Origin of the sequence: Neptuniibacter sp. 1_MG-2023, from assembly GCF_030547185.1 — a bacterium.
GTDB lineage: Bacteria > Pseudomonadota > Gammaproteobacteria > Pseudomonadales > Balneatricaceae > Neptuniibacter.
Window position 1 is genome coordinate 1 of the sequence record NZ_JAUOQR010000018.1, and the last position, 26,356, is coordinate 26,356.

Genomic DNA, 26,356 nt, shown 5'->3' on the forward strand with positions numbered 1-26,356 from the left:
GCCGATGGTAGTGTGGGGTTTCCCCATGTGAGAGTAGGTCATCGCCAAGCATTTATTTAGAGAAACCCCGGTTACTAGGTAGCCGGGGTTTTTTGCGTCTGGGGCTTAGATTTATAGTGCTTTGGCTTGTTCAGAGTATTATGCAAGATGCGTTTATGTTCTGATTTTTGTTATGATTGTCTGCTGATCATTCTCTATATTACATGTTTTTAATATCCATTTAGTTGAGATGGAATTCGAGTATTCTTAATGTTAAATATTGCTGCGTTTACATTTAAATATGATCATATTGAAGATCGTATTTTGATGGTAGGTAATCTGAGTAATGATCTACAGAGAGTTGATTTCTGGTTAACGCGTAAGCTTGTTCTACGCCTTTTATCTGCAGCGGCAGGGTTAATTGAAAAAACATCGAGTGATATTGCTGGAGCGCCGGTTCAGCTTAAGTCTGATCTTGCTCAGTTTCATCATGATAGTGCCCGTCAAGGACTGCAGGTTGATCGAGAAAGTGAGGACTTGCTTGCAGAAGACCCATCTCTATTATGTCGATTGGATGTAAGCCATCAAGCTGGGCGTTACCGTATATTGTTCTTTATTGGTGATGAGGAGCCTTTTGCTGCCAGTGTTTTAACGTATGATGAATTACATCAGATGCTCTACCTTATCCATCGAGGGTCTTTAGCATTAGATTGGGGTGTGGATAATCAGTTATTCACTCCTGATGTTTCTACCTCTTCTATAACGTTGCAGTAATTTATGTATCCACCAAAACCTTTTGTTGCTCGCGGCTCTCGTGTTCTTCGCTGTCGATCCTGTTTATTAGCTGCTCATGTCTGTATTTGTGATTTTAAAATGTCCTATCAGTCAGAAGCTCAGTTCTTTTTGTTAATGCATCATAATGAGGGGTTTAAGCCAACTAATACAGGACGTTTAATTGAGGATTGTATTGCTGATACAAAACGTTTTGAGTGGTCTCGAACTGAGCCTTCTGATGAACTGATCCGTGCTATCACAGATCAGCAGTTAGATCCCTATATTGTGTTTCCTGAGGGGGAGGGCTATGAAGGGAGAATGGTGAAGTATGAGCCGAAAAAGGGAAAACGCCCAGTGTTTATCGTCTTGGATGGTACTTGGCGCCAAGCTAGAAGAATGTTTCGTCTTAGTCGATATCTAGATCATCTGCCGGTGATTGAGCCTGAGGTGGTAGCTTCCTCTAACTATCATTTGCGTAAAGCTGCTGTTGATGGACAGCTCTGTACGGCTGAGGTCGCTGCACTGATGTTGCAGCAAATTAATGATACTAAGGGGGCGGAGATACTATCGGCGTACTTTTCTATTTTTAATGATCATTATAAAGCGTCCCGTCTAAACCGGCCTTTAGATGATCATTCAGAAGCTAAAGATTTTTTGCGTAGGTTGAAGGCTGATTAGCTCTCCAGCCAGAATGTAACGGGCCCGTCGTTTATTAAGTGGACCTGCATGTCTGCACCGAAGCGGCCAGTTTCAACGATTGGGTGTAAGCGTTTAGCTTGTTCGATAAAGTAATTATAGAGTTCCTCGCCTAATTGCGGCGAGGCTCCTGCCGAAAATCCTGGTCGTAATCCCTTTTTTGTATCAGCAACAAGGGTAAATTGCGAAACGATAAGTAGCCCGCCTTCTGTTTGTTGAAGGTTAAGGTTCATCTTTCCCTCTTCATCTGAAAATACTCGGTAGGCCAAGATTTTTTGTAGAAGCTTGTCGGCTGCTTGGAATGTATCTTCCTTTTCAATTCCTAATAAAAGTAATATGCCTTGTTCTATTTTGCCGACAGAGCTGTCATTGATATGGACTGAGGCCGAACTTACACGCTGTATAAGTGCTTTCATTTCTATTATTAATCCCTTAGTTACGCGAGAGAAAGAGCGAAACTGTCAGTTGTTTTAATTAAATTGTCTGTAATGCCTTTTTCAAACGCGGAGTGGCCTGCATCTCGAACTATATGGAATTTTGAGTTAGGTAAATGATCATGGAGGGCTTGAGCTTGTTCTATAGGGCAGATCATGTCGTAGCGACCGTGGATAATTGTTGTGTTGATCTCTTTGATTGATTCGCAGTTATTAAGAATCTGGTTTTCGTCAATAAAGGCGTTATTAATAAAGTAATGGGCTTCAATTCTAGCCATGGCTAAGGCGAAGTGTGGGTCGCCAAAATGATCAACAATATCTGCATTTGGGTCAATTGTAGAGCAGCGGCCTTCCCATATTGACCAAGCTTTTGCTGCGGACATGCGGGCTATCTCATTATCCGAGGTTAAGCGTTTATAGTACGCGCTTAGCATATCGTGACGTTCAGCTGTAGGGATAGGGTGCTGGTACTCTTTCCAGTAGTCGGGGAAAATTGCGCTGGCGCCGCGTTGATAGAACCATTGGATATCTTGTTTTCGACATAAAAATATACCGCGTAAAATCAGCCCTAATACTTTATCGGGAAAGGCTTGCGCATACAGCAGACTGAGGGTGGAGCCCCAGGAACCACCAAATAGGAGCCATTGGTCGATGGATAGATGCTCTCTTATCTTTTCCATATCTTCCAGTAGCTTGTTTGTTGTATTTTCATGTAGCTCTGAGTGGGGTGTTGAACGACCGCAACCACGTTGATCAAACAATATAATTCGATACTTTTCAGGATTGAAAAATCGACGATGCGCTGAGCTTGTACCGCCGCCAGGGCCACCATGAATGAAAATAACGGGAATCCCTTTAGGGTTGCCGCTTTCTTCAATATAAAGGGTGTGAAGGTCATCTACTGGGAGATGAAGCTTATTGTAGGAGCTAATTTCAGGATACAGGGTGCGCATTGTGTCTCCGCTGTGTATTACTGTATGTACAGCAGTATAAAGAGGAGAGGTTTGGCAATCTACGTTGAAATGAAAAAAAAGGCAGCCGATGTGGCTGCCTTTTAAATGCGAGGACTACTTATTTTTTGGAGCGTTTGCGCTCGTTTTCTTTCAGTAGTTTTTTGCGTAAGCGGATGAAGTTAGGTGTTACTTCAACTAGCTCATCATCTTCGATGAAATCCAATGCTTGTTCAAGCGTGAATCTAACCGGAGGAGTTAGCTGGATGTTTTCATCAGTACCTGACGCACGTACGTTGGTAAGCTGCTTACCTTTAATAGGGTTAACGGCTAAGTCATTACTACGGCTGTGAATACCTAGTAGCATACCTTCGTACACTTCAATGTTAGGTTCAACACAGAGGCGGCCGCGCTCTTGCAGGTTCCATAAGGAGTAAGCAAGTGCTTTACCGGTAACCATAGAAACAAGAACACCATTGGAGCGGCTTGCAACGTCACCGTCTTTTACCGGTCCGTAATGGTCAAATGTAGAGGTCATGATGCCGGTTCCTGATGTCATTGTCAGGAACTGAGAGCGGAAACCAATTAGACCACGGGATGGAATCATAAAGGTTAGACGAACACGTCCACCATCTACTTCCATGTTAGTCATATCGCCTCTACGTTTGCCTAGCTCTTCAATGATAGAGCCTTGATGTTGATCTTCAACATCAATCATTACATTCTCGTAGGGTTCTTGGATTTCGCCATCGATCTCTTTTTGAACTACTTCTGGTCGAGAAACACCTAGCTCAAAGCCTTCACGACGCATTGTTTCTATCAATACAGATAGATGTAGCTCGCCTCGGCCAGAAACTTTGAATTTCTCTGGCGTTTCGCCATCTTCAACACGAAGGGCAACGTTATGGATAAGTTCGCGTTCTAGACGTTCTTTAATGTTACGGCTAGTAACGAATTTACCATCTTGGCCTGCAAATGGAGAATCGTTTACCTGGAAGGTCATAGATACGGTTGGTTCGTCAACGCTTAGTGCTGGCAACGCTTCAACTTGATCTGGATCGCATAAGGTATCTGAGATGTTTAGTTCATCAATACCTGTTACGCAGATGATATCGCCTGCTGTAGCGCTTTCAACATCTACACGTTCTAGTCCATGGTAACCCATGATTTTTAGAATGCGTCCGCTGCGTATTTTACCTTCACGATCGATCACTTTAACTTGTGTATTGATCTTGATGGTACCGCGGGAAACGCGGCCTATACCTATAACGCCAAGATAGCTGTTGTAGTCTAGGGCTGAAACCTGCATTTGCAGAGGGCCGTCAATGTCAACCTTAGGTGGGTTAACATGTTCAACAACCGCTTCAAATAAAGGCGTCATGTCATCGGCCATTGCGTCAGGCTCAAGGCCTGCAATACCGTTTAGTGCTGATGCGTAAACAATGGGGAAATCAAGTTGTTCATCTGTAGCGCCAAGGCTATCAAATAGATCAAATACTTGATCTACAACCCAGTCTGGACGTGCACCAGGGCGATCGATCTTGTTGATAACAACAATAGGGCGAAGACCTTGGTCAAATGCCTTTTGTGTTACAAAGCGAGTTTGTGGCATTGGGCCATCTACCGCGTCTACCAAAAGGCATACACAGTCAACCATGGAAAGTACGCGTTCAACTTCTCCACCGAAGTCTGCGTGTCCAGGAGTATCAACGATGTTGATGCGGTAGTCGTTCCATTTAATGGCTGTATTTTTTGCCAGAATGGTAATGCCGCGCTCTTTCTCCTGATCATTGGAGTCCATGATGCGCTCAGTACCTTCATCACGACGACCCAATGTGCCTGATTGGGAAAGCAGCTTGTCAACCAAAGTCGTTTTACCGTGGTCAACGTGCGCAATGATGGCGATATTTCTTAGCTTTTCAATCACGTGTGTATACCTGTGAGATATTTTTTTGCGAATGCGGAATTATACGGATTTATGCAGAAAATACCGCATATTTCTTAGACAAAAGAGACTAAAAGTGTGTTTAAGGATCAATAAGGGGTGATGATCATCAATCTCTGGGTGGATCTGTATCTAAAACTCGTGTTTGCACTAGGTTTTTGCGTATCTGTTGGAGTATGATTGTGAAAGCAAGAATCATAGTGGAAGCTCAGTTTAATTGTTATTTGCACCAATATGGCGCATATCATGTTGCGAACGGCTTGTTTTGGTGCGTCTGGCTTTTGGTTGTTTCGCTGTAATGCCAGTAATTTCGGGAAGCTTATGGTAGTAGCTTTTTGGTATATTACTTGCTTGAATTCTCGCTGATTTTATAATTCTGATTTCTCAAGGCTGAACTAAATATCGGCCTGGTAATTACAAAGTGGAGAAAGTCACATGTCAGAGAAGACTCTGAATCTGATCAAAGAAAGCGAAGCTAAGTGGATCGATATGCGTTTCACTGATTCTCATGGTAAAGAGCAGCACGTTACTATCCCAGTTTCCGACATGGGTGATGACTTCTTTGAAGAAGGCAAAATGTTCGATGGTTCTTCCATTTCTGGTTGGAAGGGCATCAATGAATCTGACATGATTCTTATGCCTGATGACAGTGCATCTGTTCTAGATCCATTCTCTGAAGCAACGACTGTTATTGTTCGTTGTGATATCGTTGAGCCTGCTACAGGTCAAGGCTATGAGCGTGACCCACGTTCTGTTGCTAAGCGTGCAGAAGAGTACCTAAAGTCTACAGGTATTGCTGACACTGCTATGTTTGGTCCTGAGCCAGAATTCTTCGTATTTGATGCTGTTAAGTGGCACGCTGATATCAGTGGTTGTGGATACTCTATTGAATCTGAAGAAGCATCTTGGTCTTCTAGCCACAGTATTGAAGGCGGAAACACGGGTCACCGTCCACGTGTTAAAGGTGGTTATTTCCCAGTACCTCCAATCGATTCCTTGCATGATTTACGTGGCGCTATGTGTGACGCGATGGAAGCAATGGATCTTCATATTGAAGTACATCACCATGAAGTAGCGACAGCGGGCCAGTGTGAAATTGGTGTAGGTCCAAACACGCTTACAGCTAAAGCTGATGAAGTGCAGATTCTTAAGTATTGTGTACATAACGTTGCTCATGCTTACGGAAAAACAGCTACATTTATGCCTAAGCCACTTGTTGGTGATAATGGTTCTGGTATGCACGTTCATATGTCTCTTTCAAAAGATGGCGTTAACTTGTTTGCTGGTGATGCCTATGCGGGCATGAGCGAAATGTCGCTTTACTACATTGGCGGTATTATCAAGCACGCTAGAGCGTTGAATGCGTTGACTAACTCATCAACTAACGCCTACAAGCGCTTAGTGCCTGGTTTTGAAGCGCCTGTAATGCTTGCGTACTCTGCACGTAACCGTTCTGCGTCTATCCGTATTCCTTACGTGACAAATCCAAAAGCACGTCGTGTAGAAACACGTTTCCCTGATCCATCTGCTAACCCATACTTATGCTTTGCTGCATTGATGATGGCTGGCCTAGACGGTATCCAGAATAAGATTCACCCTGGCGATGCTGCAGATAAAGATCTATATGATCTACCGGCAGAAGAAGCTGCTGAGATTCCAACAGTTGCTAGCTCTTTAGAAGAAGCGCTTAACGCTTTGGATGAAGATCGTGAATTCTTGACTAAAGGCAACGTGTTTACTGATGACATGATTGATGCTTTTATCGCGCTTAAGCGTGAAGAAGTTGAGAAAGTGAACATGACAACTCACCCAGTTGAATTTGACCTATATTACTCTGTATAAGTTAAATAATTGCTGAAAAAAAGCCTCCCTTGTGGAGGCTTTTTTGTTTCTGGCTTTTTGGCAGAGTCTTTTGTTGAGTGTTTTTATGGGAGAGGCTTTTGATAAAGGTGACTGAAGGAGTGGTGAGTGTAGGCGAAAATGACTCAGTATATTTGTTTGCACTAATGTAGTGCGTGTTGCATTATCTAGGCTAGACTTATAATGATTTAGATATAGTAATGGTGCGTCCTGCGGCTATTTTTTTGTATTAATTCAAATTGGTTTGCTTTTTGCAGTAGTAACCTTACGGATATTGAGTGCAGGCTAATGGCAAAAATAGAGTTACATAAACAGATTTTGGAAAACCTATCCACCGCAGTTGTTTTGTTGGATGAAAGTATGGTGGTTGAATATGCGAATCCGGCGGCTGAAATGCTGTTGGAAGCAAGTATGCGCCGTTTGAGCCAACTTAATATAGCTGAATGGTTTTCTTTGTGTACAGTGGAGCAGAAGGATTTACAAGAGTGTTTAGCGACAGGTCATCCATATACCCATAGAGAAGCGAAAATTGTTACTTTAAGTGGTGCAACACTCACTGTGGATTATAGTATCAATCCCTTGATTACGCCTGAAGGGCAGCAATTGCTAATTGAAATTGAGTCAAGAGATCGCTTGATGCGTATTGAGAGGGAGGAGGATCTTCTGACTCAACATGATACAGCTCGCTCTCTAGTGCGAGGGCTGGCACATGAAATTAAAAACCCTTTAGGGGGGATTCGTGGCGCTGCACAGCTACTTGAACGTGAGCTTCATGATCCTAGTCTACATGATTATACCCATGTCATTATTGAAGAAGCCGATAGGCTTCGTAATCTAGTCGATCGTCTATTGGGGCCGCGAAAACTCCCTAATATGAAGATGATTAATATTCACGCTATTTTAGAAAGGGTTTGTCACCTAATTGAAGCTGAAACTAAAGGTGAGATTCTCCTTCAGCGGGATTACGATCCAAGTATTCCAGAATTTACGGGCGATGCGGAGCAGTTAATTCAAGCTATGCTTAATATTCTGCGTAACAGCATGCAGGCAATACAAAGCGCAGATGTGGATGTGCCTACCATCAAAATTAGAACGCGTGCTTTTCGTCAAGTAACCTTAGGTGCTGAGAAGCACCGTTTGGTTTGTAGTGTCGAAATTATTGATAATGGTCCCGGTATTCCGGAAGAGATCCTCAGTAAAATATTTTATCCCATGGTGAGTGGGCGCGCTGAAGGAACGGGGCTTGGGTTATCAATTGCTCAGTCAATTATTAATCAGCATCAAGGGCTAATTGAATGTGAAACACGCCCTGGTGAAACCAGATTTCAACTATTAATCCCTTTGGAGCTTAACAATGAATCTACCATGTAAAATTTGGATTGTTGATGATGATAGGTCTATTCGTTGGGTCCTAGAGAAAGCGTTGTCTGCCGAGGGTTTGTACACTGAAGCTTTTGAAACTGCGGATTCTCTACTATCAAGATTAAGTAAAGATACACCGGATGCGATCATTAGTGATATTCGTATGCCTGGAACGGATGGCTTGCAGATGCTAGAGCGTATCCAAGAAAGTCATCCAGAAGTGCCTATCATTATTATGACTGCACATTCGGATTTAGAGTCAGCTGTCGCTTCCTATCAAGGTGGTGCCTTTGAATATCTACCAAAACCATTTGATGTAGATGATGCCGTTGCATTGGCGAAACGAGCACTTGCTCATGCGATAGAGCAACGCCAGCAAGTTGCGGAGCAGGTATTAGAAGATAATACGGAAATAATTGGAGAGGCGCCTGCAATGCAGGAAGTCTTTCGTGCTATTGGGCGATTGTCACAATCAAATATTACGGTTCTTATTAATGGTGAATCGGGTACAGGTAAAGAATTGGTAGCCCATGCTTTGCACAAGCATAGTCCAAGAAGAGAGCGACCTTTTATACCTTTAAATATGGCCGCTATTCCTCATGATCTTATTGAATCAGAGTTGTTTGGTCATGAAAAAGGGGCCTTTACTGGTGCAGCTGCAGCACGCCGTGGGCGTTTTGAACAGGCGGATGGTGGTACGCTGTTTCTGGATGAGATCGGTGATATGCCAGCAGATGCGCAAACTCGATTGTTGCGAGTATTAGCTGATAGTGAGTTTTATCGTGTAGGTGGCCATACCGCAGTAAAAGTTGATGTACGTATTATCGCTGCGACACATCAGAATCTGGAAAAGCTAGTTGAAGAAGGGCGTTTCCGTGAAGATCTATTCCATCGCCTAAATGTGATCCGTGTTCATCTGCCTACCTTGTCCCAGCGTAGAGAAGATATTCCTCGTTTAGCGAGGCATTTCTTAAAAACCTCTGCTGAAGAGCTAAGTGTAGAGCCTAAAATCCTGAATGCTGATACAGAAAGCTATATATGTAATCTTGCTTGGCCAGGTAATGTTAGGCAACTTGAAAATACTTGCCGTTGGTTAACGGTTATGGCAACAGGTCGTGAAGTATTGATTGATGATCTGCCACCAGAACTAATGGAGCAGGCGGGCGGAGAGCCAATTGCTGGAAGTAATTGGGAGCAGTCGTTGAGGAATTGGGCGGATCAGCAGCTCAGTCTAGGACAGCGGAATTTGTTAGATTCAGCCGTTCCTGCATTTGAAAAAATCATGATAGAGACTGCCTTGAAGCATACTGCAGGACGTCGACGAGATGCCTCAGAGCTGCTCGGTTGGGGGCGTAATACCTTAACTCGTAAAATTAAAGAGCTTGGTATGGATGATGAGAAAGGTGACTCTCAAGAGAGTGCGGCTTAGGCGCTCTGCATAAACACTTATCTCATTCGTAGTTTTCTATATAATCCCTGCACCTTAATTGTTGCGGGGATTTTTTTATGTTTGATATTGCAGTTTGTTCCCCTGAAGTAATAGATTGATATTCTGCTACTCATTTGAAATGAATGGTCCGAATGGCGTAGAGCACTTTTTTATCAGTTAGGGCAGTTGAAACATATGTATTCGAGATGGCTCCTGTCTTTGTCTAACGCTACACTAGGGCTGGGTTCTTAATTAAAATTTTAGAGTTACAACATGTCTAATGAAAACAGTTCGGCCAGCATATCCGATATAGATCCTCAGCATCGTACAATCGGTTTACATGTCGTACTTTTTGAACCGGAAATTCCGCCGAATACAGGCAATATTATCCGTTTGTGCGCTAATACAGGTTGTAACCTTCATCTAGTTGAGCCTTTAGGGTTTGATATTGATGATAAGCGTTTACGTCGCGCGGGCTTGGATTATCATGAGTTTGCGGCATTGAAGGTTCATAAAGATCTTGAAAGCTGCTTGGCTGAGATTCAACCGCGAAAAGTGTGGGCGCTGACGACTAAAGGCAGTCGTACGCATGTGGATGCAGACTTTGCTGAAGGGGATGTGCTGTTACTTGGGCCAGAAACTCGAGGCTTACCTGTTGATGTGCGTGAATCCTTACCCGCAGATCAGTGGATTAAACTGCCAATGATGGCTGACAGTCGTAGTCTTAACCTGTCTAATGCCTGTGCTGTAGTTGTATATGAGGCTTGGCGTCAGTTAGGTTTTTCCGGTGCTGTGGACGCTTAATCAGCTATAGTTGTTTTATACAGTCTTGGGTGGAGTTGCTCTATGCAGCATGCTTTTATTTTTACTAAAATTGAGTCTTATATGGCTGAGTGCGAAGGTCAGGTTTTTCGTCTTGGTCTGCTCGATTATCGTAACCGCGATATTTCAATACTGGGCACTGCTGAGCAACAGATTAATATCATGGCTATTCAAAATCAGGTATTTCCTATTGTTGTTCTATCGGATCAGATAGACATTAGCGGTGATGAGCGGATAGATATACCTGCTACCGCTTTAGTTAGTATTGTACCTATTGCGGCGACGGCTATGCAGGGTGTGATTGACGCGGGTAAAGCGGAAGAGATTCTTCAAAGTCTTTCTTTAAAATCATGTTAAAATGCGAAATTTGGCCAATTTATAAGCAATAGTTGAGTGCTGCTGGGTTTTTTCATGATAAAACGCATCCTATCTTTTTTTACGCTAATAATACTGTGTGTCCCATTACCGGTGGCGGCAGTTAATGATGATGTTAAAAGCCTGTGCCAAGCGGTGGGGCGTAAATTGGCAAGTGTTTCTGAGAAGGAGTGCTTAAGTCATCAATATAATGAGCCTCGTTATTTTTCCGTTAACGGCCATGCGATCTTAGAAACTCATTTTCCTGCCCGTGATGGGAATGAAGGTGCACCTCGTATTTTATTTATTGGCGGGATTCATGGAGATGAATATTCCAGTGTGAGTGTCACCTTTAAATGGCTGAATACGCTTCATAAACATCATAGTGGTAAGTTTGATTGGTATTTTTTACCTGTCCTTAATCCTGATGGTTTATTGCAGCGTAAATCTACCCGAGTGAATGCCAATAAAGTCGATTTAAATCGTAATTTTTTACCGGCACCAGAATTCCCAGAACCCTTAGTGCATTGGCAAAAGCAAGCTAAAAAGCGACTACGTTACTATCCGGGGCATCAGCCTTTAAGTGAGCCAGAGAGTCGTGTGATACATGAGCTTATTGATAGTTATAAACCTACAGTCATTGTGTCGGTACATGCACCTCACGGTATTCTTGATTTTGATGGTGGAATTCAACCGCCGAGAAAGCTAGGGCCTTTGCACTTGCGTCAGTTGGGTACTTATCCGGGTTCCTTAGGTAACTATGGTTGGTTTGTGAAAAATATTCCAGTCGTGACTATTGAGCTTCCTTACGCAGGGATTATGCCGAAGAAAAAAGATATAGATAAAATGTGGACAGATCTTGTGGGTTGGCTTAATTATAAAGTTAAGCGTAAAGCAGCAGCTGTCGCAACAGCCAAGGGTGAGATTGGATTGTAAGAGCGGGACTGATGATACTGCTAGGTACTATTTTGTTAGATATAAAAAAAGAGCCGTAATTTTACAATTAGGCTCTTTTTTTTAAGCGTGCTAAAACTTAGTGCTGCGCTTCAGATGCTTCTTGCTGTGCTTGAGCCATCTGTTGAGCATATAAAGCATCAAAGTTAACAGGTGCTAGCATTAGTGCAGGGAAGCTGGCTTTGATAACCATTGCATCGATAGCTTCACGTGCATAAGGGAATAGAATGCTAGGGCAGAATGCGCCAAGAGTATGGTGCATCTCTTGCTCACCTAAGCCTGAAACAGCAAAGATACCGGCTTGTTGTAGTTCAACCAAGAAAGCCGTTTTCTCATCGTTTTTAACAGTTACTGTTAGCGTTAATACAACTTCAAATGCATTTTCACCCACTTGATTTGTTTGGGTGTTCATCTCTAAACCAACTTCTGGCTTCCATGGGCTCATGAAAATTTCAGGTGAGTTAGGCGATTCAAAAGAAGCGTCTTTAATGTAAACTCGCTGAACCGCAAATTGTGGTCCCTGTCCTTCTTGTGCTGCTGTGTTCTGTTCGTTATCGGCCATGTTAGTTCCTTTGCGTTTTATATTTAGTTGGCGTTTATCAATGCATCTAATTTGCCTTGGCGCTCAAGGGCAAATATTTCATCGCAGCCACCAATAGGCGTATCACCAATGAAAATTTGTGGAACGGTACGACCGCCGCTTAATTCGGTCATCTCTTGGCGCTTAGCTTGATCGCCATCCACTTTTATTTCTGTGTAGTTAATCTCTTTGTGTTCAAGTAACTTTTTGGCGCGAATACAAAATGGGCACCACTTTGTTGTATAGATAGTTACATCTTTCATATTATTTACTTTTTATTATAGGAAGGCTTTGACTCTTCCATTCAGTCATACCGCCAGATAGGCGAACCGCATTTTCAAACCCTGCTGTTTTTAACTTACGCGTCGCGCTACCGGCTGCTTGGCCTAGATTGCATACGACTATAACAGGGCGTTGCTGGTATTTGGAAAGCTCATCAATTCTGCGATCAAGATCTGCAAGAGGGATGTGCTTCGCACCAGTAATATGGCCAGTAGACCACTCTTTTTTAGGGCGAATATCTAGAACGACAGCATTTTCTTTATTAATGAGGCTAGTTGCTTGAGCAGGAGTGACAGCCTTGCCTGATTTACTGCGCTCATAAAAAAGGAACATGCCTAGCGTTAAAACCCAAGCTGCAACCATAAGAGGGTGGTTGCTGATAAATTCGATAAATTGGTCCATTACGTATCCAGATGAGGCCACTTAAGTTAGGGCCGATAAAAAACTAAGGATGCTATTGATCCACTAAAAGTGGGCAATAGTATACCTTGCGTTTTTTGACGGTATAAGGGGAGATGTAGAGGAAAGTGTCGAATTTTGATTATTTATTGCTTTCCTCTTGTTCATTCATGGCGTTGTTGGGGCTTTCACAGTAAAATTATGAGCCATTTTATTATCGTTAATTACAGAATTTGGCAGATATGACACAAAAGCGCGCAACGAAAGCACTGATTATTCTTGATGGTTATGGCGTTGAAAGTTCAGAGTCATCCGCTATTCAAGCAGCGAATACACCTGTTTGGGATAAGCTGCTATCAGATAATCCTAACTCAAGAATTCAAACATCAGGTTTAGCGGTCGGCTTACCTGATGGCCAAATGGGTAATTCTGAAGTAGGTCATATGAATATTGGCGCTGGGCGAATTGTTTATCAAAACTTCACTCGCATATCTAAAGCGATAAATGATGGTGATTTCTTTGAAAATAGCGCTTTAACTAAAGGTATGGACGCTGCTATCTCTGCTGATAAGGCCGTGCATATTCTGGGCTTACTGTCCCCTGGTGGCGTACACAGTCATGAAGAGCATATTTTAGCCTTGGCTGAGATGGCCGTTAAACGTGGTGCGAAGCAGGTATATATACATGCCATCTTAGATGGTCGTGATATGCCGCCACGTTCTGCTAAACCATCCATTGAGCTGACGGAGGCTAAGCTAGCTGAATTAGGTGTTGGTGCTATAGCTTCCGTAGTCGGGCGTTATTACAGCATGGACCGTGATAACCGTTGGGACCGAGTGCAGTTGGGTTATGATGCAATGACATCAGATAAGGCTCCTTGCAAAGCCTTGAGCGCATTAGACGCGTTAGCTGATGCTTATGCGCGTGATGAAAATGATGAGTTTGTTCAGGCGACAGTGATTACTGATAAGCAAGGATTGCCGGTGGGTGCTATTAGTGAGGGCGATACGGTTATTTGTGCTAATTTTCGCCCCGACCGTGCACGTGAAATTACCCGAGCGTTCACTGAAGGTAGTAGCTTCGCTGGTTTTGAACGTGCTAAACATCCGCAATTATCTAGCTTTGTAACTTTGACCCAATATGCAGCCGATATTGATGCTGACTGTGCTTATCCGCCGCAAAAAATTACCAATGATATAGGTGAATATCTATCTGGATTAGGTAAAACTCAGCTTCGTATTGCTGAAACTGAAAAGTATGCGCATGTAACGTTTTTCTTTAATGGTGGAGAAGAGGATAAGTACCCTGGAGAAGATCGTATCCTAGTGCCTTCCCCCGATGTTGCTACTTATGATTTACAGCCAGAAATGAGTGCTCCTGAAGTGACTGCTAAATTGGTTGAAGCGATTAAAAGTGGTAAATATGATCTGATCGTTTGTAACTTTGCTAATGGTGATATGGTTGGGCATACAGGCAAGTTTGATGCGGCAGTGAAGGCGTGTGAGGTTGTGGATGAGAGTGTGAAGCAAGTACTCGCAGCCTTAGAAGAGGTGGGCGGTGAAGCCTTAATTACAGCAGATCATGGTAATGTTGAATTAATGGTGAACCCCGAGACTGGGCAGCCTCATACCTCCCATACTAATTGGCCTGTTGCGCTTATCTATGATGGACCAAGGAAAAATAGTTTAACCTTATCGGATGGGGCATTATGTGATTTAGCTCCGACCATATTGGCGATGATGGATCTTGAAAAGCCTGCAGAGATGAGCGGCAATTCATTGGCATCGTTTTAAGTTGTAACTGAAAAAAGGGATAAAATATTATCCCTTTTTCTTTAGAAAATTATATGTTGCGCGTTCTCGTTCTTCTTAGTTCGTTGGTCTGTTTTGGACTACTTGCTTCGGCTCTTCAAGCAGCTGACAAGCAAGTTTTGACTGAAAAACAGATTAAACAACTTTCCTCTCGAATCTCTTCGCTACAAAAAAATATGCGTCAGCAGGAGGGAGAGTCTCGTCAATTGAGTGACGAACTGAGAAAAAGTGAGGTTGCTATAGGTAAACTCGCTCGCCAAATTCAGGTTTTAGATAAGCAGTTGAGCGGCTTAGGTGAGCATGCTGAAGATTTAGAAGAGAAAAGGGATGCTCTGAAGGCAGAACTGAAAAAGAGAGCTGACCTGATCGAACAGCAGGTGGCTCAGCAGTATAAAATGGGTAATCAAGCTCGGTTACAGTTGCTGCTGACACAGCGAGATCCGGAAACCTTGGATCGAATGATTCGCTATTATGATTTTATAAATGATGAACTGCGTAATGATATGCAGGCGTTTACAAAAAAATTAGCTTTACTTAGTGGTACAGAGCGCGAGCTGACCGAAACTGAAAAGAAGATGGTCTTAAAACGTGATGAATTGAAGAGCGAAGTGACTGCGCTTCGGACATCAAGAAGTCAGCGGAAAGAAACTTTAGCGCAGTTGCGTAAAACCCTTTCGTCAGATGAGCAGCAGCTTAAACAACTCAAATTAGACCAAAAAAGATTGCAGGCGGTGCTGCGTGAAATTGAGAAGAGTCTTAATTTTTCGAGTTTAATTAAAGATGATAAGAAGTTTTCTCAGCTTAAAGGTAAGTTGCCTTGGCCGTTAAAAGGTAAGGTTAAGCAGACTTTTGGCTCTGTCCGTAATAATATCCGTTATGATGGTATATGGATCAATGCTAATGAAGCCGCGCCGGTTAAGGCTATACATCATGGTCGAGTTGTTTTTTCGGATTGGTTGCGCGGGTATGGTCTAGTGTTGATCATTGATCATGGTTCTGGCTATATGAGTCTTTACGGTTACAACCAGAGTTTACTGCTTGAAACAGGTGATTGGGTTTCCGTGGGTGATACTGTTGCAACTGCTGGTAATAGCGGTGGCCATGAAGCAAGTGGGCTCTATTTTGCTATACGTTACAAGGGTAAGCCAAGTAACCCTCAGCGTTGGTTAAGTCGATAATTGATAAGGGAATGGATTATGAAGTCAGTGTTTATGTCTGGCGGGTTAAAAAACAGTCTTATAAGCATAGCTATGAGCGGATGTTTGTCATTATCTGTCATTGCTGCCGAAGCGCCTGTTCCTGATACTGAAGAAGTTAAAACCGAAAAAGTTTTGCCACTTGATGAGTTGCGGTTGTTCACTGAGGTTTTTCAGCGAATCAAGTCTTCCTATGTAGAGCCTGTTGATGATGCGCAATTATTAGAAGATGCATTGCGCGGCATGATTGCTGGTCTTGATCCCCATTCCGCTTATTTAGAACCAAGCGAATTTGAAGATTTGCAAGCTCATACAAGCGGTGAGTTTGGAGGCCTAGGTATAGAAGTTGGAATTGAAGATGGTTTTGTCCGTGTCATTACACCGATCGATGATACACCTGCACAGAGAGCGGGAGTTAAAGCGGGAGATCTAATTACTAAGCTTGATGATCACGCTGTGCAGGGGATGGATCTAAGCAAAGCTGTAGAGTTAATGCGCGGCAAGCCGGGTAGCAAAATAATTTTAACTGTAGTGCGTCAAGGGGAAGATAAACCCCTTGAGATTGAAGTAATACGGGATGTGATCCAAGTTGCCAGTGTTAAAAGCCGGATGCTCGATGACAATATAGCCTATTTGCGCGTATCACAGTTTCAGGTCGATTCAGGTAAAGAGGTTAATAAACACCTTAAGCGCTTAATGAAAAATGATCTAAAAGGGGTGGTTCTGGATTTGAGAAATAATCCAGGGGGCGTGCTTCAGGCCGCTGTTGATATTGGTAATACTTTTTTAAATGATGGGTTGATTGTTTATACCAAAGGGCGACTCCCTGATTCTGAACAACGTTTTGGCGCAACGCAAGATACATTAGTACCCGATCTGCCGATGGTTGTATTGATTAATGGCGGCTCTGCTTCAGCTTCAGAAATTGTCGCAGGTGCGCTGCAAGATCAAAAACGGGCGATTATTATGGGGTTGCCTAGTTTTGGTAAAGGTTCAGTTCAAACGGTACTGCCGTTGACCAAGGAGCGTGCACTAAAACTGACTACTGCTCGTTATTACACTCCTGCAGGACGTTCGATTCAAGCGCAAGGTATTAAGCCTGATATAGAGGTAAAAGATGCGGATATTACTCTACGGGATAATGGCCCTGAATATTTGAAAGAAAGAGATCTAAGTGGCCATTTAGAAAATGGTGATGAGGGTAAAACTGATATGTCTGATGCTGATGTGGCAGGGCTTGCCGCTCAGGACTATCAACTTTATGAAGCGCTGAATCTGTTAAAAGCTCTAGTGATCGTACAGAAGTAATGATGGGCTTCGTTAATAAATTATTGGTTCTGTTTCTACTGATATCGCCTATAGGTCTTGTCAGCAGTGCGGTAGCGAATCAAGTATTTATTAATGAAGACCCCGTTATGGTTATTATTATTGATGATATTGGGGATAACAAAGAGAAGGGGTTAGCGGCCATAAAGTTGCCTGGGGTGATCACTTATGCATTTCTTCCGCATACACCTTATTCTTTTGAATTGGCTCAAACTGCTTATGGTTTAGGTAAAGAGGTTATTCTTCATGCGCCTATGGAGAATAAGGCAGGGCTGCGTTTAGGACCGGGTGCACTGACACAGCAACATAGTTTGCAGCAAGTGAATCAGATTTTAAATGAAGACTTAGATTCAATACCTCATGTTGTAGGTATGAATAACCATATGGGTAGTCTTTTAACGGAAGATCGACAGAGAATGGATATTGTTATGTCGGTTATACGTGAAAGGAATATGTTTTTTATCGATAGTTTAACAACGCCTAATACAGTAGCTTGGAAGCTTGCTCATGAATATAAGATTCCCTATTTGATTAGGGATGTTTTTTTAGATAATCAGCCTCATCGTGCTTATATTCATAACCAGTTTAAGCAGGCCTTGAGCTTAGCTGTTACACAAGGCCATGCTGTTGTCATAGGTCATCCTTACCCTGAAACTATCGCTTACTTATCTGAAGTTATTCCGATCTTGGCAGAGTTAAATATTAAATTAGTTTCTGCTTCTGAACTTTTGAGCTTACGCTCCCAAACACGCCTAATGATCAGTCCGCCCAAGGTTGATCAACCTTGCGATAGTAAAGAGGGGCATTGTGTGTCTATGCCTGTCGCTATAAAACATTAGAAAGAATTGACGTGCCATCTACGATGAGCTTGATGCCTACGAGCATCGTCAGTGCTTCAAATGCTCGCTTTACCAGTTTGTTTCCTTGGGTAATGGCTAAATGCGCTCCTAGGTATGAGCCTGCTGTTGCGCCTATAAGCAGTGCGGCAAGCCAATCCCAGCGGGGAGCTTGCTGGAGCGAAACCGTAAGTGCACCAGTAGAGTTCCAGAAAAGGCCGACTAATATCAGAACGTAAGTTACCGCTGTTTTGTATTCTAGGCCGAACCAGCGCACTAACCAGATTGTGACAAAAAGCCCTGTTCCGGAGGTTAGCGAGCCGTTTAGCGCGCCGATAATGAAAAGGACTAAGCCACCAATAATCATGCCTCGGCGGTTTCTATTTCGGGGCTCTTCAGTCAGTCCTAAAGATTTTTGCAGTAGGGAATAGATGCCTAAGCCTGTTGTTAGAATGCCTAGGCTGAGAATAGTCCAGCCTTCAGGAATTCTTAAGATTATGTCTGCCCCAAGTACTACGCCGGGTAAGCCGCATAAAAGAATATATCCACAGAAACGATAATCTAAATGTCCCTCTTTCATATGACGCAGCGTTGCACCTATACCTAAAGCGACACTGGCTATTTTGTGAGTGGCGAGTGCTGTGCTAAAGCTAAGTCCTAAAAAAAGCAGGACGGGGAGCTGGAGTAGCCCTGCGCCTCCGCCGGCCATGGCTGACAGAGTGTTGGCCACTAAAGAGAGGAGTAGCAGAGTGCTTTGTTCTAAAAGTATGTCCATGAAATATGTTTATTCTAAGATAGGGTCGAGCGCTAACTGGAATAAAAAAGGGAGATAGCGATCTCCCTTTAGCTTTTTAGTCATTAAGCTTGGCGAAAAATGCCTTCAGCTAGGCGAGGCCATTGCTCTTGCCATTGTTCGGTAGGCTTTTTACGGAAATCACTCCGGACAAACTGTCTAATTCTACCTTCTGTTGTAGATAGCATTAGATTAGCTGACGCACCTGCGGTCGTTTTTGTGCGTAAACCATGTTTGGCTTCTGCTTCACGTAGAATCTGCTTAAGTTGAGTTTCTAAGCGTTCAAAAAACTGGTTAATACGTTGACGCAGCCGGTCTGTTTCACCTGCAAGTGCTTCACCCGTTAAAATACGCGCCATGCCAGGATTTCGTTCTACGAAGGCTAGCGTAAGTGTAAGTACTTGCTCGCATTGCTTTATGCCGTCAGGCTCAACCTGTGTAATCACCGTTACACGACTGAAGACAGTTTTTTCAATAAAGCCAATTAATCCCTCAAACATACGTGCTTTGCTTGGGAAGTGCCTATAGAGTGCAGCTTCAGACACGCCTACTTCTTTGGCTAGTGCGGCGGTTGTTATTTTTTGTCCTGGGCTTTCAAGCATGTGAGCCAGCGATTGCAATATCTGCTCACGTCGAGAAAGTTTTTCGTTGTCGTTCATTGTCTTGCCTCTAACCACGATTGGTAATCAATGTACCAACACCTTCATCGGTGAAAATCTCTAACATGCATGAGTGCTCTACTCGGCCATCAATAATATGTGCGCTTGTTACGCCATTTTTTACTGCGCTGAGTGCGCAGCCGATTTTAGGTAACATGCCGCCATAGATAGTACCATCGTTGATTAGTTCATCGACTTCGTGGGTAGTTAAACCGGTAAGGATGTTGCCATCTTTATCCATTAAGCCTGCGATATTGGTTAGCAGAATTAGTTTTTCTGCTTGCATGACTTCGGCAACTTTTCCTGCAACTAAGTCGGCGTTGATATTATAAGAGGCACCGTCTGAGCCTACTCCAATAGGGGCAATAACGGGAATAATATTGGAGTTTACCAGCATATCTAAAACACTTACGTTCACACTAGATACTTCACCTACGTGACCAATGTCGATGATCTCTGGGACTTCCATATCAGGTGTTTTGTGTTCTATACGCAATTTTTTAGCTTGCAGGAGTTTACCGTCTTTACCGGTTAAGCCGATCGCTTGACCCCCATTGTTATTAATAAGTCCGACGATCTGTTTATTAACTGCACCGCCTAATACCATTTCAACAACATCCATCGTTTTGGAGTCGGTGACGCGCATGCCGTTAATAAAGTGAGACTCAATGTTTAGGTCATTAAGTAATTCGCCAATCTGCGGGCCTCCACCGTGGACTACGATGGGGTTTATGCCTATAAGTTTCATCATTACTATATCGCGAGCAAAGCTGTTTTGTAGCTTTTCGTCGATCATGGCATTACCACCATATTTAATGATGATGGTTTTTCCCACGAAGCGCTGAATGTAGGGCATTGCTTCACTAAGAACATGAGCGGTTGTCATGGCTTCTTTGCGTGTAAGAGGCATAGTTGGTCCTTAAAAACGGTTAAATACGGCCAATACTACAAGCGTAGTACCGACCGTAGCTGTCATTTATTCATGAGGAATGACGAGGCTGCTGTCTACTTCATGCAGCTTCTGTTCAAACTCATTTCTTATTCTTTGTAATACTTCTTCAGTTTCCGCTTCAAAGCGAAGGACTAAAACTGGTGTAGTGTTTGATGCACGCACAAGACCCCAGCCATCAGGGTAGTCAACTCGAACCCCATCAATGTGGTTAGCGATACCACCGGAGAATGTTTTCTCTTGCAGGGCTTTAACTATATCGAATTTGTTCTCGTCCGTTACTGTAATATTTAGCTCTGGAGTGCTTATATCTTCTGGGTATTGAGTAAAAAGCTGTTCGGCTGTTTTATCTGTATTTGTAAGAATTTCTAAGAGGCGGGCAGCGCTGTATAGAGCATCATCGAAACCATACCAGCGCTCTTTAAAGAAAATGTGTCCACTCATCTCGCCGCCCAAGAGCGCGCCAGATTCTTTGATTTTTTGTTTAATTAAGGAGTGGCCTGTTCGCCACATAGTGGCTTTGCCGCCGGCTTCTTCGATGACTTTGGCAAGTAGACGTGAACACTTCACATCAAAAATAATCTCTGCACCGGGATTACGTTTAATGATCTCTTCAGAGAAGAGCATCATTACGCGATCGGGATAGACTATATTACCTTCGTTGGTGATAACGCCTACACGGTCGCCATCTCCATCGAAGGCTAAGCCTAGATCCGCTCCCGTTTCTTTAACCATTGCGATTGCGTCTTGTAGGTTTTTGGGCTTGCCGGGATCTGGATGATGATTAGGGAAAGTGCCATCAACTTCGCAGTACATTGGCGTAATATCACAGCCTAGTTGCTCAATGAGTTGTGGTGCCAACTCTCCAGGAATACCGTTACCGCAATCTACAACGACTTTAAGTTTTTTCTTCAGTTTAATGTCGTTGAGAATACGTTCTAAATAGCGTTGACGAATATCGAGCTCTTCAAACGAGCCTTCACCTTCAGTGTAGTTTTGTTCAATGATTCGTGTTTTTAGATTTTGTATGTCATCGCCAGACAGCGTGTGGCCATTAATCATCATTTTAAAACCGTTGTAATCAGCAGGGTTGTGGCTACCTGTGATCATCACGCCAGTGCATTGCTCATCTTGATAGGCTGAATAGTACAAAGTCGGTGTAGGGACATAGCCAATATCGGTAACTTTGCAACCGCCATCCATTAATCCTTCGCTAAATATTTTTTTCAGCGATGGACTGGATAAACGCCCGTCTGCGGCCACATTGATATGGTTGATGCCTTGAGATTTTGCTTCGGCAGAAAAGGCTCGGCCTAAGTGGTAGACAGTACTGTCGGTTAGGGCTGTGCCAACTATCCCACGAACATCGTAGGCACGAAAAATCGCATGATCAAGTTCGTTTAATGTGTAGCGCATGTTAATCCTTTAATTTGCATAAAATGAATTAGGTGTAGCCAATACAGAGTTAAATATCATGTTTGTTGTATTGGATCGCAATTTGGTTAATTAACTGAATGGCCAGTTTACGTTTGGATGTTTGCGGCAATGTTTCTGTACTGGTGTTGGTCACAATTGTGACGGCATTTTCATCACTGTTAAAACCTATATCAGTGCGAGAAACGTCATTTGCTATGATCATGTCTAAGTTTTTCCGTTCTAGCTTACTACGTGCATAATTTAGAACATCTTGAGTTTCAGCAGCAAAGCCGATAGTAAATGGTTTTGGTTCTGCATTTGCAATTGTTGCGACTATATCTGGGTTTTTAACCAGATGAAGCTCCATGATCTCTTCAGAGCCTTTTTTTATTTTATGTTCAGCTACGGCGGTTGGGCGGTAATCTGCCACAGCGGCCGCTGCTATAAAGATATCGCAGAGTGCTAGGTCTTGTAAGGATGCTGCTAGCATTTCTTGAGCACTTTCTACTTTTACTGTTTCTACACGTTCAGGGGCTGGCAGTGTTACTGGGCCGCTAATAAGTTTCACTTTAGCGCCGGCTTCAATCGCTGCTTCAGCCAAGGCGTAACCCATTTTTCCTGAACTGTGGTTGGAGATGTAACGCACTGGATCAAGTGCTTCGCGAGTAGGGCCTGCCGTGATAAAAACAGTTTTGCCTGTCAACTGGCCTGAATTGAATTGTGAAGCCGTTAGGTTCGCTATCTCCTCCGGTTCTAACATTCGCCCTGGACCGTTATCCCCACAGGCTTGTTCGCCAACGCCGGGGCCGAAGAGTTTTATGCCACGTTTTGTTAGTAAGTTGGTATTGGCTTGTGTTCCCTCATCTCGCCACATCGCTTGATTCATCGCTGGAGCAATACATATAGGAGCATCGGTTGCTAAACAGAGGGTGGTGAGCAAATCGTCACCTTGGCCTGCAGCTAATCGGGATATGAAATTGGCGCTGCCTGGTGTTATTAATACCAAATCTGCCCATTTAGCTAACTCTATATGGCCCATACCTGCTTCTGCTTCAGCATTTAATAGATGAAGGTGTACAGTATTTCCTGAGAGTGCTTGTAATGTTAGAGGGGTAATAAATTCAGTGGCTGCTGGAGTCATAACAACCCTAACATCGGCGCCTGCATTTTTTAGTAAACGTGTTAATTCGGCGCTTTTGTATGCGGCAATACCACCGGTAATACCTAAAATGATCTGTTTGTTAGTGAGTCTCTGCATACTTGCTGGATACTGTAATCTATAGGGTTGGATAAGAAGTGTTTGTTAACACTTGCTATTAAAGCTGATGTTAACCATACCATTTTTAGTAAAAGTTTCGTAGATTGTATAAACCTTATTTATGTAAAAAAACATCAAGGATTGATGGTCTTAAAAAGGAGTTTGAGTATGTCTATTACTGATTGGCCAATGTCTGAACGGCCGAGGGAGAAATTATTACAGCAAGGCGCTTCAGCTCTATCTGATGCTGAGCTGTTAGCTATTTTCTTGCGCACAGGGGTAAAGGGAAAAAGCGCAGTTGATTTAGCGAGGGATCTTTTGAATAGTTTTGGTTCACTTAGAGCCTTGCTTGAAAGTGAGCAGCAAGCATTTTGTGCGGCGCATGGTTTAGGGGTGGCTAAATATGTGCAGTTGCAGGCGGTACTGGAGATGAGTCGAAGGCATCTTCGTTCTGCGATGGCGCGTGGCAATGCTATGGAAAATCCTCAGCAAGTTAGAGAATACTTGAGTTTAAAGCTGCGCCACCAATCGAGGGAGATGTTTGCATGTCTTTTTTTAGATAATAAACATCAGGTGATTAATTTTGAAATATTGTTTTTAGGGACAATTAATGCAGCTGCTGTCTATCCTCGCGAGGTCGTGGCTAGATCTCTCGCTAATAATGCAGCGGCAGTTGTGTTGGCGCATAATCATCCGTCGGGTGTTGCAGAACCAAGTACGGCCGATCAGCAAATAACTGATCGTTTAGTGAAGGCCCTGGATATGATCGATGTACGTGTTATCGATCATATGGTTGTAGGTGATCAAGAGGTTGTTTCTTTTGCCGAACGGGGATTACTATAAATAAAAGTTGTTTTGACTAGTGCTAAGACTATTCCTTGTGTATAATGCGCGACCTTCTATCCACACTCCGGTACGGTAGTTTGTTCAGTTACGGGACGCTCCGCCTAAGGAATAGCTTGGAATCTGATGAGTGCAGATATATCCAAGGTGCTTGAAAGGTCATTATGTGATTGCTTTCAGTAAAAGCACGAAGGCTATTTTGATAAATATTAAGGGTAGATACGTAACCATTAATTTATAAGGCTATTAATATGTCTAAAGTTTGTATGGTAACTGGCAAACGCCCAGTTACAGGGAACAATGTTTCCCACTCACAGCGTAAAACTCGTCGCCGTTTTCTTCCAAACCTGCATTGGCATCGTTTTTGGGTAGAGAGCGAGCAGAAATTTGTTCGTATCCGTGTATCTGCTAAAGGTATGCGTATTATAGACAAAAAAGGTATCGACGCAGTTCTTGCTGATGTTCGTGCCAACGGCATTAAAGTATAAGGAACTGAATCATGGCTAAAGGCTCACGCGAGAAGATCAAACTGGTTTCTTCTGCCGGTACAGGTCACTTTTACACTACTGATAAGAACAAGCGTAACACTCCTGAAAAGATGGTGTTCAAAAAGTACGATCCAGTAGTTCGTAAACATGTTGAATATAAAGAACATAAAATCAAATAAGATTTTATCTTCTTCAAAAAAACCCGATCTTGTATCGGGTTTTTTTTGTTTCGAAATTTAGCCGCTGGTTAAGCGCGGCTATTCGCGTTAGCAATCAGTTGAAGGCTTTCCTCAGCAAAACCTATACCTGCTTCAGTATAGAAGTTGAATACTTTATCAATACCACCGTCTACTAATATGTCATGCTCATCGGGAAAGCGGGCGATGGCTGCAATCGTTCCAGAGTAATTTGCATTATGTAGCTGCTCTGCGATGTTTAGAGTGTCATCAATGGAAGGGAGGGCAAGGAGAACAAGTTTTATACCGCTAGTATTCATATTGCTCCAGAGATCGGCATCTTCACCGTCCCCATAGAATACATGTAGCCCTTTTTCTTGGAATTTCTTGATACGGTTTCGATCAGCGTCCATTCCCCATACTTTATCTCCGACAATATTGTGTAGTGCCCTGAATGCGCCTTTACCTACGCGTCCGAGTCCAATGACTAATATTTCTGAGTCTTTAGGTTGAACAAATATATCGTTTGTTAGAGGTGTATTGCTCTCGTAATTCTTGATGTCATTTTTATAATGGGCATAGATAGAGTGTGCGGAACGGTAGACGAGGCTTGTTAATATAAAGGAGATAGATACCGCTAGTGCTAAAATAACTAACCATTCTTTATCTAGCCAACCGTTATCTACACAAAGGTAAGCTACGATTAAACCAAATTCGCTGAAATTACTGAGTGCGAGGGCGCAAAGGTAAGAGGTTCGTCCTCTTAAATTTAGTTTGGTAAATAGTAAGAAGAACATGAAGTACTTCAGTGGTATTAGTATGGCTAGCGCAAGGGCCATCCCAAGCATCGGCCAGCTAGGGAGCGCGGTGAAGCCTATAGATAGGAAGAAACCGATTAGGAATAGATCTTTAAAACTTAGCAGCGACTTTGTCAGCTCACTTGCTTTAGGGTGCGCACTTAATAGCATGCCGAAGATCAAAGCACCTAAATCGCCTTTCACACCAACGAGCGTGAAAAGCTCATAACCGCCGAGAGCTAAGAAAAAACCTGATAGTGGCAGTAGCTCCCCGTGACCTGCACGCATGAGTAAATGGTTTAATAGAGGTCTTATAAAAAGTAGGCCAAATAAAGCTAATGCCCAGATAGAGGGGACTTTCCCTGTGGCGAAAGCTAAGAAAAGGACGGCCGCAATATCCTGCATGACTAAGACGCCAATGGCGAGCTGGCCATGCCTTGTTTGCATTTCACCATTTTCTTCTAGCAGTTTAACTATGCATACAGTGCTGCTGAAGCTGAGTGCAAAGCTTATAAGGGCTGCTGATTTCAGGTCTAGCTGAGTAAAGAATGGAGCCGACATGATAGACAGTAATAAAAATAGCAATCCGATCAATAGAGTCCATAGGCTCATATGTGACAGGCTGCTTGCCCAGACTTCTTTTCTGAGTAGGTCTTTTATGTTTAATTTCAAACCTATAGTGAAGAGCATTAACGTTATGCCCAGGTCTGCTAAGCTATCTAAGCTATCAACAGGCTCTATGCCAAGGAAATTGAGGAAAAAACCGGCAAAAAGATAGCCGATTAGTGGTGGCATTTCGATTAAACGTAGCGTGTAGCCGCAGACAAATGCAAAAAGTATCCAGATAAAATCCATAAGCTATTGAGACTGCCTAATAAATGAGCTTGTTAAGTTAAGGCGGAGTTTACCACGCCGTTTTTGTGCTGTGGATTAGCTGAAGCATTTAATTACTTGTTTTTGTGTTAATCTGGTAGTGCTTTTTCTTTAT

General features: G+C 43.1%; 27 protein-coding genes. 15 read left to right on the plus strand and 12 right to left on the minus strand.

Going from position 1 to position 26,356, the window contains the following annotated elements:
• Nucleotides 1-249 precede the first annotated feature (249 nt).
• On the plus strand, nucleotides 250-753 hold the full coding sequence (locus Q4492_RS14825; RefSeq protein WP_303419578.1) for a hypothetical protein: 504 nt from the start codon (nucleotides 250-252) through the stop codon (nucleotides 751-753).
• Nucleotides 754-756: 3 nt separating this feature from the next.
• Nucleotides 757-1,431 (plus strand): tRNA-uridine aminocarboxypropyltransferase, encoded by a 675-nt coding sequence (locus Q4492_RS14830; protein ID WP_303419581.1) that lies wholly within the window; start codon nucleotides 757-759, stop codon nucleotides 1,429-1,431.
• Here Q4492_RS14830 and dtd read toward each other — a convergent pair.
• The 3 genes from dtd to typA all read right to left on the minus strand — a co-directional run bounded on the left by dtd (nucleotide 1,428) and on the right by typA (nucleotide 4,760).
• A complete protein-coding gene (gene dtd, locus Q4492_RS14835; RefSeq protein WP_303419584.1) occupies nucleotides 1,428-1,865 on the minus strand; it encodes a D-aminoacyl-tRNA deacylase in 438 nt (145 codons plus the stop codon). The two genes, Q4492_RS14830 and dtd, sit on opposite strands and share 4 nt — an antisense overlap.
• 20 nt (nucleotides 1,866-1,885) lie before the next feature.
• A complete protein-coding gene (gene pip / locus Q4492_RS14840) occupies nucleotides 1,886-2,836 on the minus strand; it encodes a prolyl aminopeptidase (RefSeq protein ID WP_303419586.1) in 951 nt (316 codons plus the stop codon).
• A 118-nt stretch (nucleotides 2,837-2,954) separates the two neighbouring features.
• A complete protein-coding gene (gene typA / locus Q4492_RS14845; RefSeq protein WP_303419588.1) occupies nucleotides 2,955-4,760 on the minus strand; it encodes a translational GTPase TypA in 1,806 nt (601 codons plus the stop codon).
• A 453-nt stretch (nucleotides 4,761-5,213) separates the two neighbouring features.
• On the opposite strand from typA, the gene glnA reads away from it, so the two are divergent.
• The 6 genes from glnA to Q4492_RS14875 all read left to right on the plus strand — a co-directional run bounded on the left by glnA (nucleotide 5,214) and on the right by Q4492_RS14875 (nucleotide 11,541).
• Nucleotides 5,214-6,620 (plus strand): glutamate--ammonia ligase, encoded by a 1,407-nt coding sequence (gene glnA, locus Q4492_RS14850; RefSeq protein ID WP_303419591.1) that lies wholly within the window; start codon nucleotides 5,214-5,216, stop codon nucleotides 6,618-6,620.
• A gap of 306 nt (nucleotides 6,621-6,926) precedes the next feature.
• Nucleotides 6,927-8,009: a nitrogen regulation protein NR(II) gene (gene glnL / locus Q4492_RS14855; RefSeq protein WP_303419594.1), complete on the plus strand. Its 1,083-nt coding sequence runs from the start codon at nucleotides 6,927-6,929 to the stop codon at nucleotides 8,007-8,009.
• Nucleotides 7,993-9,429 (plus strand): nitrogen regulation protein NR(I), encoded by a 1,437-nt coding sequence (gene glnG, locus Q4492_RS14860; protein ID WP_303419597.1) that lies wholly within the window; start codon nucleotides 7,993-7,995, stop codon nucleotides 9,427-9,429. Before glnL ends, glnG begins: the two co-directional genes overlap by 17 nt.
• 273 nt (nucleotides 9,430-9,702) lie before the next feature.
• Nucleotides 9,703-10,233, plus strand: coding sequence for a tRNA (uridine(34)/cytosine(34)/5-carboxymethylaminomethyluridine(34)-2'-O)-methyltransferase TrmL (gene trmL, locus Q4492_RS14865; RefSeq protein ID WP_303419599.1), 531 nt, complete (start codon nucleotides 9,703-9,705; stop codon nucleotides 10,231-10,233).
• Between the two features lie 42 nt (nucleotides 10,234-10,275).
• Nucleotides 10,276-10,608, plus strand: a complete 333-nt coding sequence (locus Q4492_RS14870; protein ID WP_303419601.1) for a hypothetical protein — start codon at nucleotides 10,276-10,278, stop codon at nucleotides 10,606-10,608.
• A 54-nt stretch (nucleotides 10,609-10,662) separates the two neighbouring features.
• Complete coding sequence (locus Q4492_RS14875) at nucleotides 10,663-11,541, plus strand: M14 family zinc carboxypeptidase (protein WP_303419603.1); 879 nt, start codon at nucleotides 10,663-10,665, stop codon at nucleotides 11,539-11,541.
• 97 nt (nucleotides 11,542-11,638) lie between these two features.
• Here the strand turns inward: Q4492_RS14875 and secB are convergent, their stop codons facing one another.
• The 3 genes from secB to Q4492_RS14890 are packed head-to-tail and all read right to left on the minus strand — an operon-like array spanning nucleotide 11,639 to nucleotide 12,823.
• Complete coding sequence (gene secB, locus Q4492_RS14880) at nucleotides 11,639-12,121, minus strand: protein-export chaperone SecB (RefSeq protein WP_303419605.1); 483 nt, start codon at nucleotides 12,119-12,121, stop codon at nucleotides 11,639-11,641.
• Between the two features lie 23 nt (nucleotides 12,122-12,144).
• Entirely contained in the window at nucleotides 12,145-12,402 is a 258-nt protein-coding gene (grxC, locus tag Q4492_RS14885; protein ID WP_067869325.1) for a glutaredoxin 3, read from the minus strand.
• Between the two features lies 1 nt (nucleotide 12,403).
• Entirely contained in the window at nucleotides 12,404-12,823 is a 420-nt protein-coding gene (locus tag Q4492_RS14890; protein WP_303419609.1) for a rhodanese-like domain-containing protein, read from the minus strand.
• 239 nt (nucleotides 12,824-13,062) lie between these two features.
• Between Q4492_RS14890 and gpmI the strand changes: the two genes are divergently transcribed.
• From gpmI to Q4492_RS14910, 4 genes are read left to right on the plus strand one after another with little or no spacing between them, the layout of a single operon-like run.
• The gene (gene gpmI, locus Q4492_RS14895; RefSeq protein ID WP_303419611.1) at nucleotides 13,063-14,613 is read left to right on the plus strand and encodes a 2,3-bisphosphoglycerate-independent phosphoglycerate mutase; all 1,551 of its coding nucleotides are present in this window, start codon (nucleotides 13,063-13,065) and stop codon (nucleotides 14,611-14,613) included.
• A 53-nt stretch (nucleotides 14,614-14,666) separates the two neighbouring features.
• Nucleotides 14,667-15,809 carry a murein hydrolase activator EnvC gene (locus tag Q4492_RS14900; RefSeq protein WP_303419613.1) on the plus strand — a complete coding sequence of 381 codons (1,143 nt, stop codon included), beginning with the start codon at nucleotides 14,667-14,669 and terminating at the stop codon, nucleotides 15,807-15,809.
• Between the two features lie 18 nt (nucleotides 15,810-15,827).
• Nucleotides 15,828-17,135, plus strand: a complete 1,308-nt coding sequence (locus Q4492_RS14905; protein WP_303419615.1) for a S41 family peptidase — start codon at nucleotides 15,828-15,830, stop codon at nucleotides 17,133-17,135.
• Nucleotides 17,136-17,137: 2 nt separating this feature from the next.
• The gene (locus Q4492_RS14910; protein WP_303419617.1) at nucleotides 17,138-17,992 is read left to right on the plus strand and encodes a divergent polysaccharide deacetylase family protein; all 855 of its coding nucleotides are present in this window, start codon (nucleotides 17,138-17,140) and stop codon (nucleotides 17,990-17,992) included.
• On the opposite strand, the gene Q4492_RS14915 is transcribed toward Q4492_RS14910, so the two are convergent.
• From Q4492_RS14915 to coaBC, 5 genes are all read right to left on the minus strand, one after another.
• The gene (locus Q4492_RS14915) at nucleotides 17,979-18,764 is read right to left on the minus strand and encodes a sulfite exporter TauE/SafE family protein (RefSeq protein WP_303419619.1); all 786 of its coding nucleotides are present in this window, start codon (nucleotides 18,762-18,764) and stop codon (nucleotides 17,979-17,981) included. The genes Q4492_RS14910 and Q4492_RS14915 overlap by 14 nt on opposite strands.
• A gap of 83 nt (nucleotides 18,765-18,847) precedes the next feature.
• Nucleotides 18,848-19,441, minus strand: a complete 594-nt coding sequence (slmA, locus tag Q4492_RS14920; protein WP_303419621.1) for a nucleoid occlusion factor SlmA — start codon at nucleotides 19,439-19,441, stop codon at nucleotides 18,848-18,850.
• A gap of 10 nt (nucleotides 19,442-19,451) precedes the next feature.
• Entirely contained in the window at nucleotides 19,452-20,351 is a 900-nt protein-coding gene (gene argB / locus Q4492_RS14925; protein WP_303419623.1) for an acetylglutamate kinase, read from the minus strand.
• A gap of 66 nt (nucleotides 20,352-20,417) precedes the next feature.
• Nucleotides 20,418-21,806 carry a phosphomannomutase/phosphoglucomutase gene (locus tag Q4492_RS14930; RefSeq protein WP_303419625.1) on the minus strand — a complete coding sequence of 463 codons (1,389 nt, stop codon included), beginning with the start codon at nucleotides 21,804-21,806 and terminating at the stop codon, nucleotides 20,418-20,420.
• Nucleotides 21,807-21,855: 49 nt separating this feature from the next.
• Nucleotides 21,856-23,064: a bifunctional phosphopantothenoylcysteine decarboxylase/phosphopantothenate--cysteine ligase CoaBC gene (gene coaBC, locus Q4492_RS14935; RefSeq protein WP_303419627.1), complete on the minus strand. Its 1,209-nt coding sequence runs from the start codon at nucleotides 23,062-23,064 to the stop codon at nucleotides 21,856-21,858.
• A 168-nt stretch (nucleotides 23,065-23,232) separates the two neighbouring features.
• Between coaBC and radC the strand changes: the two genes are divergently transcribed.
• From radC to rpmG, 3 genes are all read left to right on the plus strand, one after another.
• A complete protein-coding gene (gene radC, locus Q4492_RS14940; RefSeq protein WP_303419629.1) occupies nucleotides 23,233-23,907 on the plus strand; it encodes a DNA repair protein RadC in 675 nt (224 codons plus the stop codon).
• Nucleotides 23,908-24,158: 251 nt separating this feature from the next.
• A complete protein-coding gene (gene rpmB, locus Q4492_RS14945; protein WP_067869297.1) occupies nucleotides 24,159-24,395 on the plus strand; it encodes a 50S ribosomal protein L28 in 237 nt (78 codons plus the stop codon).
• A gap of 11 nt (nucleotides 24,396-24,406) precedes the next feature.
• A complete protein-coding gene (gene rpmG, locus Q4492_RS14950; RefSeq protein WP_067988006.1) occupies nucleotides 24,407-24,574 on the plus strand; it encodes a 50S ribosomal protein L33 in 168 nt (55 codons plus the stop codon).
• 68 nt (nucleotides 24,575-24,642) lie between these two features.
• On the opposite strand, the gene Q4492_RS14955 is transcribed toward rpmG, so the two are convergent.
• Nucleotides 24,643-26,223, minus strand: a complete 1,581-nt coding sequence (locus Q4492_RS14955) for a cation:proton antiporter family protein (protein WP_303419635.1) — start codon at nucleotides 26,221-26,223, stop codon at nucleotides 24,643-24,645.
• Nucleotides 26,224-26,356 lie beyond the last annotated feature (133 nt).

Bases quoted from the DNA above. Each gene is read 5' to 3' on its own strand.
- Q4492_RS14825 (WP_303419578.1), top strand. From the start codon at position 250: ATGTTAAATATTGCTGCGTTTACATTTAAATATGATCATATTGAAGAT.
- Q4492_RS14830 (WP_303419581.1), top strand. From the start codon at position 757: ATGTATCCACCAAAACCTTTTGTTGCTCGCGGCTCTCGTGTTCTTCGC.
- dtd (WP_303419584.1), bottom strand. From the start codon at position 1,865: ATGAAAGCACTTATACAGCGTGTAAGTTCGGCCTCAGTCCATATCAAT.
- pip (WP_303419586.1), bottom strand. From the start codon at position 2,836: ATGCGCACCCTGTATCCTGAAATTAGCTCCTACAATAAGCTTCATCTC.
- glnA (WP_303419591.1), top strand. From the start codon at position 5,214: ATGTCAGAGAAGACTCTGAATCTGATCAAAGAAAGCGAAGCTAAGTGG.
- glnL (WP_303419594.1), top strand. From the start codon at position 6,927: ATGGCAAAAATAGAGTTACATAAACAGATTTTGGAAAACCTATCCACC.
- glnG (WP_303419597.1), top strand. From the start codon at position 7,993: ATGAATCTACCATGTAAAATTTGGATTGTTGATGATGATAGGTCTATT.
- trmL (WP_303419599.1), top strand. From the start codon at position 9,703: ATGTCTAATGAAAACAGTTCGGCCAGCATATCCGATATAGATCCTCAG.
- Q4492_RS14870 (WP_303419601.1), top strand. From the start codon at position 10,276: ATGCAGCATGCTTTTATTTTTACTAAAATTGAGTCTTATATGGCTGAG.
- Q4492_RS14875 (WP_303419603.1), top strand. From the start codon at position 10,663: ATGATAAAACGCATCCTATCTTTTTTTACGCTAATAATACTGTGTGTC.
- secB (WP_303419605.1), bottom strand. From the start codon at position 12,121: ATGGCCGATAACGAACAGAACACAGCAGCACAAGAAGGACAGGGACCA.
- grxC (WP_067869325.1), bottom strand. From the start codon at position 12,402: ATGAAAGATGTAACTATCTATACAACAAAGTGGTGCCCATTTTGTATT.
- Q4492_RS14890 (WP_303419609.1), bottom strand. From the start codon at position 12,823: ATGGACCAATTTATCGAATTTATCAGCAACCACCCTCTTATGGTTGCA.
- gpmI (WP_303419611.1), top strand. From the start codon at position 13,063: ATGACACAAAAGCGCGCAACGAAAGCACTGATTATTCTTGATGGTTAT.
- Q4492_RS14900 (WP_303419613.1), top strand. From the start codon at position 14,667: ATGTTGCGCGTTCTCGTTCTTCTTAGTTCGTTGGTCTGTTTTGGACTA.
- Q4492_RS14905 (WP_303419615.1), top strand. From the start codon at position 15,828: ATGAAGTCAGTGTTTATGTCTGGCGGGTTAAAAAACAGTCTTATAAGC.
- Q4492_RS14910 (WP_303419617.1), top strand. From the start codon at position 17,138: ATGGGCTTCGTTAATAAATTATTGGTTCTGTTTCTACTGATATCGCCT.
- Q4492_RS14915 (WP_303419619.1), bottom strand. From the start codon at position 18,764: ATGGACATACTTTTAGAACAAAGCACTCTGCTACTCCTCTCTTTAGTG.
- slmA (WP_303419621.1), bottom strand. From the start codon at position 19,441: ATGAACGACAACGAAAAACTTTCTCGACGTGAGCAGATATTGCAATCG.
- argB (WP_303419623.1), bottom strand. From the start codon at position 20,351: ATGCCTCTTACACGCAAAGAAGCCATGACAACCGCTCATGTTCTTAGT.
- Q4492_RS14930 (WP_303419625.1), bottom strand. From the start codon at position 21,806: ATGCGCTACACATTAAACGAACTTGATCATGCGATTTTTCGTGCCTAC.
- coaBC (WP_303419627.1), bottom strand. From the start codon at position 23,064: ATGCAGAGACTCACTAACAAACAGATCATTTTAGGTATTACCGGTGGT.
- radC (WP_303419629.1), top strand. From the start codon at position 23,233: ATGTCTATTACTGATTGGCCAATGTCTGAACGGCCGAGGGAGAAATTA.
- rpmB (WP_067869297.1), top strand. From the start codon at position 24,159: ATGTCTAAAGTTTGTATGGTAACTGGCAAACGCCCAGTTACAGGGAAC.
- rpmG (WP_067988006.1), top strand. From the start codon at position 24,407: ATGGCTAAAGGCTCACGCGAGAAGATCAAACTGGTTTCTTCTGCCGGT.
- Q4492_RS14955 (WP_303419635.1), bottom strand. From the start codon at position 26,223: ATGGATTTTATCTGGATACTTTTTGCATTTGTCTGCGGCTACACGCTA.